Below are 14,622 nucleotides of genomic sequence, written 5' to 3' on the forward strand. Positions count from 1 at the left end.
TGTGGCTCTTTTTAGTTTTAGGGAGCAGCTTTAGCTAATAGCTTACGCGTTCAATTCATGTTGAATTACGTAATCCAAAGCACCGACTACCGCAGCAACTTGAGCGTCATTACACTCTTCGTCTGTCACTTTGTCGCTGTCCGGGTAAACCTCAGTGGTTGTGCCGTACTTACAATCAGTCACACCACCACACAAGCCTAGCTTCTTCATAGGGTAGTTGATCACGCCATGTTGTGTAACTTCAGAACCAATGATCTTGCCGTCTGCATCTGCTGGTGCAATGTGGGTCACTTTTTCGACCGAAGCAATAACCGCTGCTTGGAATTCTGGTTGTGGATTTTCAGTATCACCAACTGTGTAGAAACCGTCTGGGATCATACCTTCGATGTACTCAATACCATCACGCGCTGCGAGTGCTGGTCGGAATTCAGTTTCATCAGAATCTGTCGTCTCATGCAGATCAACGTGAACCAATACTTCTGGCAAAGAGGCCACTAAAGCTCGTAGGTTTGCTGATTCTTCTGCTGGCGTACCGTCGTAGAAAGAGCGGTTTGGATCGACAGCATTTGGATTCCAGCGGTTGATCACTTCGTAACCCCAAGGGCTTACACAAGGTGCTACTACAATGTTGAAGTGCGCTGCGTATTGTTCTGCTTGAGTCGCGGCGAACTTGATCGCGCCGTGCACACCACTGGTTTCGTAACCGTGGACACCACCCGTTACAAGGATCGTCGGTTTTGATGCGTCCCAGTTTTTGCTCTTGATTGCAAAAAGCGGGAAGCGAGCTTCGTCGTAGCTCAGTGCACCGTATTGTTCGATGTCGAAGCGGTCTGCGAGTGCTTGGATTTTTGGCACAACTTCTTGTTGATATTCACGCTTAACCGTTCTTTGAGCGAACCATGCTTGACGTTCTGCTTGTTGCCATTTTTTTCCAGGCTCACCGATTGGGTAGGAGTATTCACTTTTCATCTATACTTCTTCTTTTATGTTCGCGAAAGATGAAGACAGACTAGTCCTGTCTAGCAGAGACGGCAATAGAAAACACAACTTGTCACTCTATTTTTTACAGACTCATAACTTTGATGAGTGGATTGATGGTGTTACATTTTATCAATTGTTTAATCCCTTAAAAGAGACCATAAAATGGCTGGAGCAAGTTTATTAACGCTACTGGATGACATTGCAACCGTGTTGGATGATGTCGCACTGATGTCTAAGGTGGCAGCGAAAAAAACCGCTGGTGTGTTGGGGGATGATTTAGCGCTGAACGCTCAGCAGGTATCCGGTGTTTCTGCTGAACGAGAGATTCCTGTGGTATGGGCGGTTGCCAAAGGCTCATTTAAAAACAAGTTGATTTTGGTGCCCGCGGCATTATTGATCAGTGCCTTTATTCCTTGGCTGATCATGCCTTTGCTTTTAATTGGTGGTCTGTTTCTTTGTTTTGAAGGCGCAGAGAAAATCTTAGAGAAGCTATTTCCTCATTCTCATCAAGATGATGAAAAGGGGGAGGACACAAATACTGGTGAATCCATAGAAGAATATGAGAAGAGAAAGGTCGCAGGCGCGATTCGTACTGATTTCATATTATCTGCGGAAATCATCGTGATAGCTCTGGGTACCGTGACGGGTACAAGTATCGTTACTCAGATTCTTGTCGTGAGTTTGATTGCAGTTGTGATGACGATTGGTGTTTATGGCTTAGTTGCTGGGATCGTGAAGTTGGACGATTTAGGTTTCTATCTCCAGCGAACATCGAATGGGAGTACCATTAAAACTCAATTGGGTAATGGGCTAGTCGCGTTTGCGCCCAAGTTAATGAAGACGCTTGCTGTGGTCGGTACTGCGGCGATGTTCTTGGTTGGCGGCGGTATTGTGGTTCACAACGTCCCTGCGATTCATCATTTAATTGAACCGATTATTATGGATTTTCGTGGACACACGATAGCGACAGCGGTTGTTCCAACTCTGTTGAATGGTGTTATTGGTGTCTTAGCTGGACTGAGCGTTGTTGCTGTTTGGACTGTGATTGGAAAAATTCGCGGTAAGTAATCCGCTCATTATTGGTCTTAATAAAACCCTCTCTCCACGAAACGAAAAAGGGGCACCATAATCATTATGGTGCCCCTTTTAGTCTAATAGGTCGTGTTTAATTAACACCACGCTCTTATTTTTCAATATGAGCGCTAATTTACCGACTAAGCGTTTATTTTACAGACCAAGTGTTTATTTCACAGACCAAGCAATCGTCTCGCCGCCACGGATTGGCACAACGATGTCTGAACCGAAAGGCATGGTTTCAGCAACGTTCCACTCTTCTTTAACAAGAGTGATGGTGTCCGTGTTACGTGGAATACCGTAGAAGTCAGGGCCGTTGTGGCTTGCAAACGCTTCTAGGTTCTCAATCTTACCTTCTAAGTCGAACACTTCTGCGTACAGTTCAACAGCAGCGTGCGCTGTGTAAGAACCTGCACAACCACATGCTGACTCTTTTGCGCCTTTTGCGTGTGGTGCAGAGTCTGTACCCAAGAAGAACTTCTTGCTGCCGCTTGTTGCAGCTTCGATAAGCGCTAATTGGTGAGTGTTACGCTTCAGGATAGGAAGGCAGTAGAAGTGTGGCTTAATGCCGCCAACCAACATGTGGTTGCGGTTGTAAAGCAGGTGGTGAGCGGTGATGGTTGCTGCCACGTTCTCGTTAGCGTTCTTAACGAAAGTCGCTGCGTCTGCAGTTGTGATGTGCTCAAGAACAATCTTCAGGTTAGGGAAGTCGTTCACAATCGGTGCTAGAACCGTGTCTAAGAACTCTTTTTCACGGTCAAAGATATCAACATCGTGAGCCGTTACTTCACCGTGTACCAGCAGCAACATACCCACTTCTTGCATCGCTTCTAGTACGTGGTAAATCTTTTGAGCTGACGTTACGCCTGAATCCGAGTTAGTCGTCGCGCCTGCTGGGTAAAGCTTTGCAGCCACTACGGCACCAGACTCTTTCGCTTTGCGAATTTCGTCAGGTGTTGTGTTGTCTGTTAGGTAAAGTGCCATTAGAGGCTGGAATTGCTCGCTTGGCTGCTCTGCCATGATGCGTTCACGGTAAGCTAAAGCCATTTCGGTATCGGTTACCGGTGGGATGGTGTTTGGCATGATTAACGCTCGACCATTGTAGCGGCTGATATCGCGCACTGTATCTTTTAATACTTCGCCATCGCGTAGATGAACGTGCCAGTCGTCAGGACGAGTAATCGTAAGTTGTGTCATTGAAGGCTCCCACCATTTGAAGTGTTATGTAGTTGGAGCCTAAACTCAGCGAAATCTGTGAAAGCAATCGCTTACGTTTAGGCGACAGGATGATAGTGGAAAAGCACTTTCATTTCATCCTATTTTTAACTCTTCAGGGCTAGGAGCTTGTTTTTATGGGTATTTTATTCGGTATTTATTTGTTAAGAAGGGTTAACGAGTCGCCACCCAGAGTCCGTGAATCATTCCTGGCACCCAGAAGAAGAAAGTCAGGATGATGTTAATCAATAGGTCTTTACCTGCACCACGAGCGAAGAACACGCCAACAGGCGGAAGTAGTACACATAAGATGATAATGACGAGTTTGTTCATGATAAATCCTTTTTATTCAATGAAAGTTCAAAGCAGCAATCGTGTTCAAAGTATAGAACGTATGGAGAGTGTTACTGCATTACTGCCTTAATGTATCAAAATAGAAAGCTAAACATCTCAAGATAATAGCTTAGTATCAAGTGTTTAATGCCTGCCAGTTTATCTATTTATAACCATTTGTTAGCATTGGGACAAATAACAAAACATTGGAATCGTTATGTCGCAGCTACCGTCAGATCAAAAGGCTTCACAGCAAGTGCCTTCTCTATCTCAAATCAATGTATTTCCGGTTAAGTCAGTGGGCGGGATTGCACTCTCTTCTGCTTGGGTCGAAAAACAAGGTCTTACTTTCGACAGACGTTTTATGTTGGCGTTGGCTGACGGTTCAATGGTGACGGCGCGTAAGTACCCTAAAATGGTCAAGGTATCTTCTAGCTTGCAACCAGATGGTTTGATCTTCACTTATGAAGGTAAAGAAGCGCTGCGCCTAAAGTATGCGAGCTTCAAGATGCAAGAAGCACCAGCAACGGTGTGGAAAGACAGCTTCACGGCATACACGACATGTGATGAAGCCGATGATTGGTTCAGTGATGTGTTGGGCGTGCGCGTTGAGCTACTGTTTTCTGGTGAGCAATCGAATCGTGTCCGAGAAAAGCTCGGTCATAATGTGAGCTTTGCCGACGGTTACCCAATGTTAGTGATCAGCCAAGCCTCTCTTGATGAACTCAATCGCCGCAGCCCTGAAACCCATTCAATGGATCAGTTCCGCACCAACTTTGTTGTTTCCAACACAGAACCTTTTGCCGAAGATAGCTGGAAGCGTATCCGAATTGGTGAGGTTGAATTTGAATCCGTTAAGCCTTGTGAACGATGTATCCTAACCACGGTTGATGTTGAGAGTGGCGAACTTAGAGCGACAAAAGAGCCGCTTAACACCTTTTCTTCATTCCGAGCCAACGAGCGCGGTGGCGTTTTCTTTGGCCAAAACCTTGTGGCTAAAAATGAAGGCTTAGTCAAAGCCGGTGATGTTGTTGAAGTATTAGAAACTAAAGAAAAAGAGCACTACGAAGATACATGGGTAGAATCGCTACACTTAACTTGCGTTGAACGTGAAGAGATCGCTCGAGACTTTACGACGTTCTGGCTAGAGCCAGCGAAAGAGAACCATTCATTACCAAGCTATCAGCCGGGGCAACATCTACCGATTGAGATGGTGATTAATGGCGAAAAAGTGTCTCGTCGTTACACGTTATCTTCGAGTCCATCACGCGCAGGTCGTTTGGCGATTTCTGTAAAGCGAGTGGACGATGGTCAAATCTCAAACTGGCTCAATGATCATTTCCAAGTCGGTGATACGCTTGTTGCTCAAAACCCAGATGGTGCTTTCTATTTAGAACAAAACCCTAAGCATCCACTACTTCTTTTGTCTGCGGGTAGCGGCATTACGCCAATGTTGTCGATGCTTCGTTATTTAGCCGACCATGGTCAGATTGGTGATGTGGTTTTCTATCACCAATGCAGCAGCGAAGAAGATATCCCTTATCAAGCTGAGATCGATCAAATTGCCAAGGAACATCCAGGCTTACAGGTAATTTATTCACTAAGCCAACCAACGAAAGAGTGGGATGGTTTATCAGGACGTTTGAGCGTGTCTCATGTCGCTAAAATCGAAGAGTTACATAAGCGTCAAGCCTTCGTGTGTGGCCCTGACGGTTTTATGGAGAATGCCAAGAAACTGTTGATTCAAATGGGGCTTAACCCTCAGCATTACCATCAAGAAGCGTTTGGTGTGGCTCAGTCTACCGAAGAGGCGGTGAAGCAACTGCAGTTAAGTGTCAATGGCTACCTGTTTGAAGGTAATAACCAATCAACCCTGCTAGAGCAAGCAGAGTCTGCGGGTGTGTCTATCGCTTCAAGCTGCCGTGCTGGTTTCTGTGGCGCTTGTAAAGTGACCCTTGAGTCTGGGCAAGTTCACCAACCGGATGTGCCTGCATTGCAAGAGCATGAACGTAATATGGGTCAGATACTAGCGTGTTGCAGTGTGCCTCAAACTGATATCGAAGTTGTTGATTAACTAGTTAAGTTATTCCGCACATAGAATAGAAAAGGCCGGAAGTTCGTGAATGAGCTTCCGGCCTTTTTGATTCTGAGACTAATTCAAAAACTAATTAATCGTAGATCGTTGGGATTGGTTGACGCTTGTGCTGTGTTGCTTTGTAGATACTCACTAAGCGATCGGATACGTCTTGAGAAACGGCTTTGCCTTCAAGGAAATCATCGATCTGATCGTAAGAAAGGTTCAATGCTGCTTCATCGGCTTTCTGTGGGTCAAGCTCTTCTAGATCAGCAGTTGGTACTTTCTTAACCAGTAGCTCTGGAGCGCCCAGTGTTGCTGCTAGTTCACGAACTTGACGTTTGTTCAGGCCGAACAGTGGTGCTAAATCACATGCGCCGTCACCGTGCTTAGTGTAGAAGCCAGTAATGTTTTCCGCTGAGTGGTCAGTACCGATGACAAGGCCGCCAACGTAACCTGCGATTTCGTATTGTGCGATCATGCGAGCGCGAGCTTTCACATTCCCTTTCACAAAATCGATTTTTGCTGAATCTGTTGGTAGTAGGCCAGTGCCTTCTAGAGCAACGTGAGATGCGGCGTGAAGCCCATCAACACCCGCTTTAATGTTTACAGAAACGGATTGAGAAGGCTGAATGAAAGACAGAGCAAGTTGTGCTTCGTCTTCATCTTTTTGCTCACCATAAGGCAGGCGAACGGCGATGAATTGGTAGTTGTCGCTACCAGCGCTTTCATTCAGGCTATCAACTGCCATTTGTGCTAAACGGCCACAGGTCGTTGAGTCTACACCGCCACTGATACCAAGGATCAGAGACTTGCAGCCTGACTGCTGAAGTTTAGTTTTGATAAAGTCCACACGGCGAGTCACTTCGAAGTGAGGGTCAATTGAAGGTAGTACGCGCATTTCGTCACGAATTAACTGTTCCATTCGTATTCCTTTCCTGCAAGCAAATTAAAAATCTAGTGTTATCATACCTAAATCATCCGATTTAAAAACCTCTTTGCACAAGCTTAGAAAGAGAAGGCAGTAATAAATAATGGAAAAAATAGCCATTTTCGGTAGTGCGTTTAATCCGCCGAGCTTAGGGCACAAAAGTGTGATTGATTCGTTGGCTCACTTTGACAAAATTCTACTTGTTCCAAGTATTGCCCATGCTTGGGGAAAAGAGATGCTAGACTTTGATACGAGATGTCAGTTAGTTAACGCATTTATTAGCGATCTTTCACTGGATCAAGTGGAGCTTTCTTTGATCGAAAAAAGTTTGTTTACTCCAGGTGAAAGCGTCACGACTTATGCAGTGCTCAGTGAACTCCAAAAGTTACATCGTGACGCTGAACTGACGTTTGTTATTGGCCCAGATAACTTCTTTAAATTCTCATCTTTCTATAAATCAGATGAGATTACCAAGCAGTGGTCTGTGATGGCTTGCCCTGAAAAAGTAAAGATTCGTAGTACCGATATCCGCCTTGCTTTGCAAAATGGGAGCAATGTTGCGAAATTGAGTACAAAGTCAGTTACAAAGATATTGCAAGATGGTGAACTGTATACAATAATGTAGATTCACTAATTTAAGAGGTCTGATGACTATGCTAAAGCGCGCGATACCAGCGACGATGATCATTGCAGCATGCAGTATGCCTGCTCACGCTGATTGTGATTTCTTTAGCTTAGATTCGATCATGCTGACTTCTGACGATGAAAATAACTGTTTAGACTTATCTACGAGCCTTGAATCCTTCGGTCAACGTATGATGGAGCTCAGTGGATTAAGCGAAGATGAACCTGAATCAACGGCAGACTATTGGTCTGATTGGGTTATTCAGAGCAAAGATGCGCCTCTATTAACTCAAAGCCTTGAATCTAACTACGTTGGATTAGGTATGTGGTTCCCAGAAGATCTCGAAGATGATCAGTATGATATGTCGACTGAAGAGTGGTTGATGAATCATGGTCTTCAACTCAGCATCGGTTTTGGCGAGAAAGTAGAAGGGCAGCCGCGTATGCGCTTTGATTACCGTTGGCATGACTCACGAGACGCTGACCTCATGATGCAGATTGAATTGCCGTTCTAGACCGTTAGGTTATTAATCGATGCTAAGAATTAAAAAAGCCGCAAAAACTGAGTTTTTGCGGCTTTTTAGTATCTGGTTTGCTGCTTTCATATTAGCTATAACTTATCGCTAAGCTATAAATCTTCGCCAAAAACAAGCATGCACAGCTGTTCAAATTCTTCTTCTTTGCCTGAGAACAAATCATCAATCACAAGTGCACGTTTCTGACCCGACTGCATACGTTTCTTTGCCTCGCGCATTACCATCACCAAGGTGTGTTCTTGCGGTAGGTTCGAGTCATCGATGTTCCACTGATTGAATCGCTGAGACAGAGCACTTTCGCAAAGCAGTGGCTTAAATGCCAACACTTCTTGCTTGAGAACAGAAAGCATATCTTTAAACGCTTGCTCCGTATTATTGGCATTTGAAGCGCGAGCTTTGGTTAGCTCCAACTTGTCCAGTAACGCAGAAGAGAGGTTGGTTTGCGTGATGTATCCTGCTTGTCTCGGGAATGAGTCGGCCAAACGAACTGAGAAGTCGACACGATTAACCTGGGTGTTTGGAAAATAGGTCAGTGATGTTAGGCAGTCATATGGAATCCATACATTCTGGTCTGGCTCGACGGCATACTCTTGTTTACCCAGCTTTATCAAAACCAAGCCACTTTGAACCGACACAAGGCTATGTTTAAGTACTTTCTTGCGAGGTGTGATCACCAAGTGTGAAAAGTAAGCCGATGTATATTCAATAGCGAAGTTCATAGATAGTACCTTAATTTTGGGGCGTCAAGATTACCGTTAATTTTAAAGAATGCCAACAATAACAGGGCATTTTCAATCTTTCTGGTCTGACCTTGTCAAAAGTATGGACTCTGTAGCTGCGAGAAGTCAAAACAACGCGTAGAATGAGCCAGATTTTTATTATTTGAATTAAAAAATGACCTCTCCGACCGATCCATATGTTGATATTCGTCCTTACGGCGATGATGAAATTCCAGCGGCACTAAACCGTCTTATTAATGATGAAGAATTTATCAGTGCGATTCTGCACTATCGTTTTTCAAACCATGCGTCTTGGTTTAAAGCATTAATGAGCCCGATCTTGCGCGTTTACTTGAAAATGAAATGGAGCAAGCTGACCAGCGTTGAATCCATTCAGATTGAAGTTAAGAAATACTTGCGAGATACATTAGCGAAAACCACGAATGGTGTGACATACACAGGTGTAGAGTCACTGGACGCTAGTCAAGCTTACCTGTTTATTTCAAATCACCGCGATATTGCTATGGATCCGGCGTTAGTTAACTACGCATTGCATCACAACAATCACCAAACTTGCCGAATTGCAATTGGTGACAACTTGTTGAAGAAACCATGTGCGACTGAACTGATGCGCCTTAATAAGAGCTTTATTGTAAAGCGTTCTTTGAAAGGGCCGCGTGAGATGATGAAAGCACTAGGGCAGTTGTCTTCGTACATCAAGCATTCTTTGGAAACGGGTAACTCTATCTGGATCGCTCAAAAGGAAGGCCGTGCAAAAGACGGCAATGATTTTACTGAGCCAGCAATCTTGAAGATGTTCCACGTTGAAGGTCGTAAGCAGAAAATTGCCTTCCCTGAGTACGTGAAGTCGTTGAAGATCGTTCCTGTGTCTATTTCTTACGAAAACGATCCATGTGACATCGCGAAAGCGATCGAGCTTTTTGAAAAAGACGTAAACGGCAGTTACGAAAAGGGTGAATTTGAAGATATCGAAAGTATCATTCAAGGTATCATCGGTAATAAAGGACGTGTTCATGTTGGTTTCGGTCAGGTTATCGACCAAGATTTTGATACGCCTGAAGCGCTTGCTCAAGAGATCGACCGTCAGATCCACGACAACTACAAACTGTTTCCAGTAAACTTACTGGCAGCGGAAAAAGAAGACGAGTCGATTACAGCAGCGGTTAAGCAGGAGTTTGAAGATAAACTATCTGGCTTGCCACAAGGTGCTCGTCAGTACTTGATCGACAGCTATGCGAACCCAGTGAAGAACATTGGTTAACGAGCGTTAGTTAGCTTGTGAGTTGAGTAGTAACTTGCTTGAATTGAAAAAGGAGCCTTGGGCTCCTTTTTTGTTTCTGAATTACTACTTGCTGCTGCATTAGAGTTTTAGATCATTAGATCATTAGATCATTAGATCATTAGAGCATTAGAGCATTAGGCTAAATTAGCGAGCGACAGCGCCACCAAGCTCTAGGCTGGTTGGCCACGTGGTAATCGTGTTACCACCGAGGTAGATATTACCTTTGACTGTCATGGTATCGGGAAATGTTGTAATCCCAGAACCGCCTATATATAAATCGCCATCAATCACTATCCCGTTTGGTAGCTCTGTCAAAGGCGTACGAATCACGCTCAGGTCGCCTTTCACTCTAAAGCCATTGGGCAGGCTCTTGAGGGGAGTATCCGTGAGGTTAATAAATCCGCCCACTCTCACACCTCTTGGCCAACTGGTAATCTGACTGCCAATCAAGTCGGCATAGCCTTTTATCTTCACTCCCGAGGGAACCCGCGAGAGTTGGCTGTTACCGCCTTTAAGACTTCCGTTTACTTCCAATCCTTTGGGTAGGCGGGTAATCGCAGTGTTCTCAATATTGAGGTTGCCATCAACGATTAACCCTGTTGGCAGTGATGTGTATGGCTTATTTCGTAAATATAAGTTTCCGTAATTATCCAGATGGTTCAATATTTGATACTGATCGAGTGGTTCAGCAGTCACATTTGTTATGGTTAAAGAACCAATAATAAGTGCAATTATTCGGAGCATAACAAGCTTCTTATTACGATAGACGTTAACACTATAAAGAAAAAATTATTCTCGCATAGTGTTTTACTCATTTGTTGGTAGGTAGAAAGGAATAAGAGACAATGAAAGGTAAATTTTCGGTTCGAATAAAGCATCAAATTCTAAAATGCTTTGTGATTCTGACCTCTGCGTTTTGTTCAATATCAGTAAGTGCTAATAAAATAATATCAACACCTGCAAAAGCGGCAGTGGTTGTCACTCAGAGTACTTCACAGCAACGAGTTTGTTATTACAATGATAAGGCATATAGTGTTGGTGCTATCGTTGAGGTCTCCGGTGTTGTGATTAAATGTGCGGCTGAAAATGACTTTGAGACCAATGGTGCTCTAGGTTGGGTTGAAATAATAAAAAAAGACGAGTAATAAACTCGTCTTTTAATTATATGAGTATAAGTGCTTATATTAACGCGCTAGAGAGCGAGTCTTAAGTTCGAAAATAATTTTCTCAGCGCTTACTTCAAATTTAAAGCGTGCGTGCAATTCTGTGCTGTCTTCAGTCATCTCTGATGCTTCAAATTCAACATTGCTAGACACTTGCTTTGCTAACTCAACGTACTTAGCTAATTCAGCTTCAATAAGGGCTTTGGAGTTGCCGTAAACCGTTACCTCAGCAACCTCGTCGCCTTCTTTAATGATGAAGCCAATTTCACCTGCGCAACCGCAAGCCTCACATACATCGTTGTTACCAATATCTTGGCTCATAAATAATCCTCTTACAAAGTCTGAGGTTATTCTAACGAGCAATTTGAACTGTATCTACAAAAATTAAAACCTTTGAACTAATTTATACTGGTATGCTATGTTGTTTGTTAAGGTGTTTAATGAATATCTACATTCGCGCCGATAAATATGTATGTGATTTACCTCACGTTTTGTTGAAAAGGAATGTTATTAATTTGTCAGAATATCATTCACTTAGTTGCGTCAGGAATGATTTTATAAGACTATCTATCGCTTGATAGGTATTTATACAATGAATTTTTCGTTGGGTATTTCATATTCGAAGTCGTTATTTAAAATTATCGACTTAGGATTGTAAGGTGATTTTCGAAGAATAATTAGACAAAGTGTCCAAAGAGACATCACTGTAAAATTGTTCGTACATAGTATTTGTGTGCATTTAGTTCTAAATACTTGCGAAAAAACATCTTGCTCACATAATGCTGATAACGATTTTCATTCTGACTTCATTTGATTGAGTTAGATGGATTTACAAAGAGAAGAGCCTGAATATGCCAAAGCGTAGTAAAGAAGATACAGAAATCACGATCCAGAAGATCATGGATGCCGTTGTGGACCAGCTATTGAGATTGGGTTACGACAAGATGTCATACACGACATTGAGTCAACAAACAGGCGTTTCTCGTACAGGTATTAGTCATCACTTTCCTAAGAAAACGGATTTTACTGCTGCTTTAGACGGTCGTATTTTCAAGATGTTTATGGAACACATTGACTTTGAAAATGGCCTTGACGCATTTTCAGCTAGCTGGGTTGCAGCACTTGAAGACGCTGAGTTCCTAGCAATTTTACGTTTACTTTTCCATCATATCGTTACTGCTGAGAGCGCTCATGAGTTCGCTGCAAACGGTATTGACCGTCTATACAAGCTGACTGAAACTCAGTTTGGTGATACTAGCGGTAAAGAACTAGAGTGGTTGATTGGTAAGTCATTGATTCGCATGAGTCAGTAATCAACACACGATAAAAGAAGCTCCTACGGGGGCTTTTTTTGTGTCTGCAATTTCTCTTTCTCTTTCTCTTTCTCTTTCTCTTTCTCTTTCGCTTTTTCTCTCGAACTCATATCGCTTCTGCTATCTTGCTTTGTGCCAAATGAAGTTATTTCTTTTCTTTTTATATGCTTACGCTCGAGTCTTACATTCCACCTCAATTGCGAAAAGCTTAGCAACACTAACTGATTATGTTTATTTCTAGAGCCTCAAACGCTCTGGATGAGCCGTTTTATAGCTTATTGCTATGGTTACTAACAAAATTGAGTTTAAGGCGAGAGAGAGGCTGTGAGCCAATAAAAAAGCCTCGACTAAATCGAGGCTTTGAATGGTGTCGGCGTTAGAAGGAACGAATACTCTAAATGCGCCAGTTTTTGATTGCGTTTATTGTGCGGGATGAACCTGAGGGAAGCTCATGGTTGGGTGTTTTTCGACGATACTTTTGTATCCGTATACGTCTTCAATCATTGACGGCTTTAGCGCCTCCCAAGGACTTCCATCGCAAACTAAGTGTCCATCCTTCAATACCACTAATCGGTCGGAATATTGAGCGGCTAGGTTTAAGTCATGCAAAACTACGATAACCGCGGCATTGTGGTTGTCGGCTAACTCTCTCGCGATCTTTAAGGTGTTGTGCTGGTGGGCAAGATCCAGTGCTGATGTGGGTTCATCAAGCATCAAGATACATTGGTCACCAGAATAGTGAAGCTGGGTTAGCACTCGAGCCAAGTGAACACGCTGTTTTTCACCGCCGGATAGCGAAGGGTAGAGCCTTTCACTTAAGTGAGTCACATCAGCAACATCCATTTTCTGGTTAGCGATGCTGGTGAGGTTCTTGTTGGACTCTTGCAGAGGAATACCACCAAGCTCGACAACTTCATGTGCCAAAAATGGGAAGGTCAACGTACTGTGCTGAGGTAGCATAGCCAGATGCTTTGCCAACTTTTGAGAAGGCCACTTGTCTTTGGTGTGTCCAAAATATTGAATATCACCCTTACTCGAAATCTCTTGGCATAAGGCTTTAAGTAACGTGCTTTTTCCTGCGCCATTTGGCCCAAGCAGTGTGGTTACCTTTCCTGCCTCAATCTCAATAGAAACGCCATCTAATATCACTTTGCTGCCGAACTTCACTTCGATATCGGTCGCTTTTAACGCTGAAGGAAACATTAAAGGATTCTCCCTTTCTGTTGAAATAGTAGATACAAGAAGAATGGAGCGCCGATGATCGCAGTGACAATACCCACAGGCAATTCTGCTGGTGCCAGTACCACTCGAGAGAACATGTCTGCGGCTGTTAGCAATAGTGCGCCTAGCACTGCTGACAATGGCAAAAGAACTCGGTGATCTGGGCCTGCCAACATACGACCTAAATGAGGGATAACGAGCCCGATGAAACCGATCATGCCAGACAGGCTCACTGTGATACCAACGCCTGCGGCTGTCAGTAGAATGAGCTTTCGTTTGAGTTTTTGTACTGGAATGCCAAGGTGTTGCGCTTCTGACTCACCTAAGAGCAGGGCATTCAGTGACATCGCTTGACGGTAAAAAACAATAAACAGTGCTACGAGCGTAACTGCAGCAAGCAAAATGCCTGACCACTTAGCGCCCGCTAGTGAACCCATCGACCATAGCGAAAGATCACGCAGCATTTGGTCATCAGCAATGAAATTCAAGAAGCCAATACCAGCGCCAGAGAGCGCACTGATCGCTACACCCGCCAACAACATGATGGTGACAGAGGTGCCGAATTTACCCGTGCCCAGTTTATAGACCAAGAGTGTGGTTAAAGCGCCACCTAAAAAGGCAAACACAGGAACGGCCGCAAAATTCATGAAGGCCGGGTATTGCAATGAGAGTTCAGAGAAAAGAACAATAGCCAACGCTGCACCTAATGCCGCACCAGCAGACACACCGATGATCCCTGGCTCAGCAAGCGGGTTGCGGAATAGCCCCTGCATAACCGCGCCACATAACGCGAGAATCGCGCCGATTAGCATGCACAAAATAGTTCTAGGTAAGCGAATCTCTTGAATCACTAAATTGATGTGTGGGGCTAAATCATTGTTTGGTTGGAGTAAGCTCGCTGCACTGTCAGCTAAGCTAATGTTCATTGGCCCAACGGTAATTGAGAACAGTGCGACGAAGACTAGGGTAGCCCCTAGGCCTAACATCGATGTTTTCAGTGGGACGGATCGTAGCAACATAAAGGGCCTCAATGTTCATCGCTAGCTTCAATATCCATCACCAACATTGCGGAAAAGCGGGTAGGTAATGGAAACTGAGCTAGCAACAGTAAGAATAGGGTGGTCGAGTTATAGCG

The 14,622-nt window shown here is 43.9% G+C and carries 16 protein-coding genes; 7 read left to right on the forward strand and 9 right to left on the reverse strand.

Annotated features, from left to right (window positions below; translation table 11 throughout):
- Positions 1-42: 42 nt before the first annotated feature.
- Positions 43-969 carry a M14 family metallocarboxypeptidase gene (locus NX845_RS11465; protein WP_065681638.1) on the reverse strand — a complete coding sequence of 309 codons (927 nt, stop codon included), beginning with the start codon at positions 967-969 and terminating at the stop codon, positions 43-45.
- A gap of 174 nt (positions 970-1,143) precedes the next feature.
- Here NX845_RS11465 and NX845_RS11470 point away from each other — a divergent pair, with 174 nt between their 5' ends.
- Entirely contained in the window at positions 1,144-2,049 is a 906-nt protein-coding gene (locus tag NX845_RS11470) for a DUF808 domain-containing protein (RefSeq protein WP_065681640.1), read from the forward strand.
- Positions 2,050-2,223: 174 nt separating this feature from the next.
- On the opposite strand, the gene pyrC is transcribed toward NX845_RS11470, so the two are convergent.
- A complete protein-coding gene (gene pyrC / locus NX845_RS11475; RefSeq protein WP_048661087.1) occupies positions 2,224-3,252 on the reverse strand; it encodes a dihydroorotase in 1,029 nt (342 codons plus the stop codon).
- Between the two features lie 192 nt (positions 3,253-3,444).
- A complete protein-coding gene (locus NX845_RS11480) occupies positions 3,445-3,603 on the reverse strand; it encodes a YqaE/Pmp3 family membrane protein (RefSeq protein ID WP_004731890.1) in 159 nt (52 codons plus the stop codon).
- Positions 3,604-3,820: 217 nt separating this feature from the next.
- Here NX845_RS11480 and NX845_RS11485 point away from each other — a divergent pair, with 217 nt between their 5' ends.
- Positions 3,821-5,677, forward strand: coding sequence for a hybrid-cluster NAD(P)-dependent oxidoreductase (locus NX845_RS11485; protein WP_065681641.1), 1,857 nt, complete (start codon positions 3,821-3,823; stop codon positions 5,675-5,677).
- 94 nt (positions 5,678-5,771) lie between these two features.
- Here NX845_RS11485 and nadE read toward each other — a convergent pair whose 3' ends face one another.
- A complete protein-coding gene (gene nadE, locus NX845_RS11490) occupies positions 5,772-6,602 on the reverse strand; it encodes an ammonia-dependent NAD(+) synthetase (protein WP_065681642.1) in 831 nt (276 codons plus the stop codon).
- Positions 6,603-6,711: 109 nt separating this feature from the next.
- Between nadE and NX845_RS11495 the strand changes: the two genes are divergently transcribed.
- Together NX845_RS11495 and NX845_RS11500 are read left to right on the forward strand one after the other, a co-directional pair.
- Positions 6,712-7,233 (forward strand): nicotinate-nicotinamide nucleotide adenylyltransferase, encoded by a 522-nt coding sequence (locus NX845_RS11495; RefSeq protein ID WP_017081421.1) that lies wholly within the window; start codon positions 6,712-6,714, stop codon positions 7,231-7,233.
- 22 nt (positions 7,234-7,255) lie between these two features.
- On the forward strand, positions 7,256-7,747 hold the full coding sequence (locus NX845_RS11500) for a hypothetical protein (RefSeq protein WP_017077380.1): 492 nt from the start codon (positions 7,256-7,258) through the stop codon (positions 7,745-7,747).
- A gap of 113 nt (positions 7,748-7,860) precedes the next feature.
- Here the strand turns inward: NX845_RS11500 and NX845_RS11505 are convergent, their stop codons facing one another.
- Positions 7,861-8,487, reverse strand: a complete 627-nt coding sequence (locus NX845_RS11505; protein WP_260256838.1) for an AraC family transcriptional regulator — start codon at positions 8,485-8,487, stop codon at positions 7,861-7,863.
- A gap of 175 nt (positions 8,488-8,662) precedes the next feature.
- On the opposite strand from NX845_RS11505, the gene NX845_RS11510 reads away from it, so the two are divergent.
- Positions 8,663-9,769, forward strand: a complete 1,107-nt coding sequence (locus NX845_RS11510; protein WP_029222283.1) for a 1-acyl-sn-glycerol-3-phosphate acyltransferase — start codon at positions 8,663-8,665, stop codon at positions 9,767-9,769.
- Between the two features lie 165 nt (positions 9,770-9,934).
- Here the strand turns inward: NX845_RS11510 and NX845_RS11515 are convergent, their stop codons facing one another.
- Positions 9,935-10,534, reverse strand: a complete 600-nt coding sequence (locus tag NX845_RS11515; RefSeq protein ID WP_065681644.1) for a hypothetical protein — start codon at positions 10,532-10,534, stop codon at positions 9,935-9,937.
- A 101-nt stretch (positions 10,535-10,635) separates the two neighbouring features.
- Here NX845_RS11515 and NX845_RS11520 point away from each other — a divergent pair, with 101 nt between their 5' ends.
- Entirely contained in the window at positions 10,636-10,935 is a 300-nt protein-coding gene (locus NX845_RS11520) for a DUF1496 domain-containing protein (protein WP_065681645.1), read from the forward strand.
- A gap of 39 nt (positions 10,936-10,974) precedes the next feature.
- Here NX845_RS11520 and NX845_RS11525 read toward each other — a convergent pair whose 3' ends face one another.
- A complete protein-coding gene (locus tag NX845_RS11525) occupies positions 10,975-11,274 on the reverse strand; it encodes a YfcZ/YiiS family protein (protein WP_004731876.1) in 300 nt (99 codons plus the stop codon).
- A 530-nt stretch (positions 11,275-11,804) separates the two neighbouring features.
- Here NX845_RS11525 and NX845_RS11530 point away from each other — a divergent pair.
- Entirely contained in the window at positions 11,805-12,266 is a 462-nt protein-coding gene (locus NX845_RS11530; RefSeq protein ID WP_004731875.1) for a TetR/AcrR family transcriptional regulator, read from the forward strand.
- Between the two features lie 420 nt (positions 12,267-12,686).
- On the opposite strand, the gene NX845_RS11535 is transcribed toward NX845_RS11530, so the two are convergent.
- Together NX845_RS11535 and NX845_RS11540 are read right to left on the reverse strand one after the other, a co-directional pair.
- Positions 12,687-13,469: a heme ABC transporter ATP-binding protein gene (locus NX845_RS11535; protein WP_065681647.1), complete on the reverse strand. Its 783-nt coding sequence runs from the start codon at positions 13,467-13,469 to the stop codon at positions 12,687-12,689.
- Positions 13,469-14,506: an iron ABC transporter permease gene (locus tag NX845_RS11540; protein ID WP_029222281.1), complete on the reverse strand. Its 1,038-nt coding sequence runs from the start codon at positions 14,504-14,506 to the stop codon at positions 13,469-13,471. The genes NX845_RS11535 and NX845_RS11540 overlap by 1 nt, the downstream gene beginning before the upstream one ends.
- Between the last annotated feature and the right edge of the window lie 116 nt (positions 14,507-14,622).

Source organism: Vibrio sp. NC2 (genome assembly GCF_025195005.1).
In the GTDB taxonomy this organism is placed as follows: Bacteria; Pseudomonadota; Gammaproteobacteria; order Enterobacterales; family Vibrionaceae; genus Vibrio; species Vibrio splendidus.

Excerpts from the sequence above, each read along its gene's own strand:
- NX845_RS11510 (WP_029222283.1), top strand. The coding sequence starts at position 8,663 with ATGACCTCTCCGACCGATCCATATGTTGATATTCGTCCTTACGGCGAT.
- NX845_RS11540 (WP_029222281.1), bottom strand. The coding sequence starts at position 14,506 with ATGTTGCTACGATCCGTCCCACTGAAAACATCGATGTTAGGCCTAGGG.
- nadE (WP_065681642.1), bottom strand. The coding sequence starts at position 6,602 with ATGGAACAGTTAATTCGTGACGAAATGCGCGTACTACCTTCAATTGAC.
- NX845_RS11505 (WP_260256838.1), bottom strand. The coding sequence starts at position 8,487 with ATGAACTTCGCTATTGAATATACATCGGCTTACTTTTCACACTTGGTG.
- NX845_RS11530 (WP_004731875.1), top strand. The coding sequence starts at position 11,805 with ATGCCAAAGCGTAGTAAAGAAGATACAGAAATCACGATCCAGAAGATC.
- pyrC (WP_048661087.1), bottom strand. The coding sequence starts at position 3,252 with ATGACACAACTTACGATTACTCGTCCTGACGACTGGCACGTTCATCTA.
- NX845_RS11525 (WP_004731876.1), bottom strand. The coding sequence starts at position 11,274 with ATGAGCCAAGATATTGGTAACAACGATGTATGTGAGGCTTGCGGTTGC.
- NX845_RS11465 (WP_065681638.1), bottom strand. The coding sequence starts at position 969 with ATGAAAAGTGAATACTCCTACCCAATCGGTGAGCCTGGAAAAAAATGG.
- NX845_RS11535 (WP_065681647.1), bottom strand. The coding sequence starts at position 13,469 with ATGTTTCCTTCAGCGTTAAAAGCGACCGATATCGAAGTGAAGTTCGGC.
- NX845_RS11500 (WP_017077380.1), top strand. The coding sequence starts at position 7,256 with ATGACTATGCTAAAGCGCGCGATACCAGCGACGATGATCATTGCAGCA.
- NX845_RS11480 (WP_004731890.1), bottom strand. The coding sequence starts at position 3,603 with ATGAACAAACTCGTCATTATCATCTTATGTGTACTACTTCCGCCTGTT.
- NX845_RS11520 (WP_065681645.1), top strand. The coding sequence starts at position 10,636 with ATGAAAGGTAAATTTTCGGTTCGAATAAAGCATCAAATTCTAAAATGC.
- NX845_RS11495 (WP_017081421.1), top strand. The coding sequence starts at position 6,712 with ATGGAAAAAATAGCCATTTTCGGTAGTGCGTTTAATCCGCCGAGCTTA.
- NX845_RS11470 (WP_065681640.1), top strand. The coding sequence starts at position 1,144 with ATGGCTGGAGCAAGTTTATTAACGCTACTGGATGACATTGCAACCGTG.
- NX845_RS11485 (WP_065681641.1), top strand. The coding sequence starts at position 3,821 with ATGTCGCAGCTACCGTCAGATCAAAAGGCTTCACAGCAAGTGCCTTCT.
- NX845_RS11515 (WP_065681644.1), bottom strand. The coding sequence starts at position 10,534 with ATGCTCCGAATAATTGCACTTATTATTGGTTCTTTAACCATAACAAAT.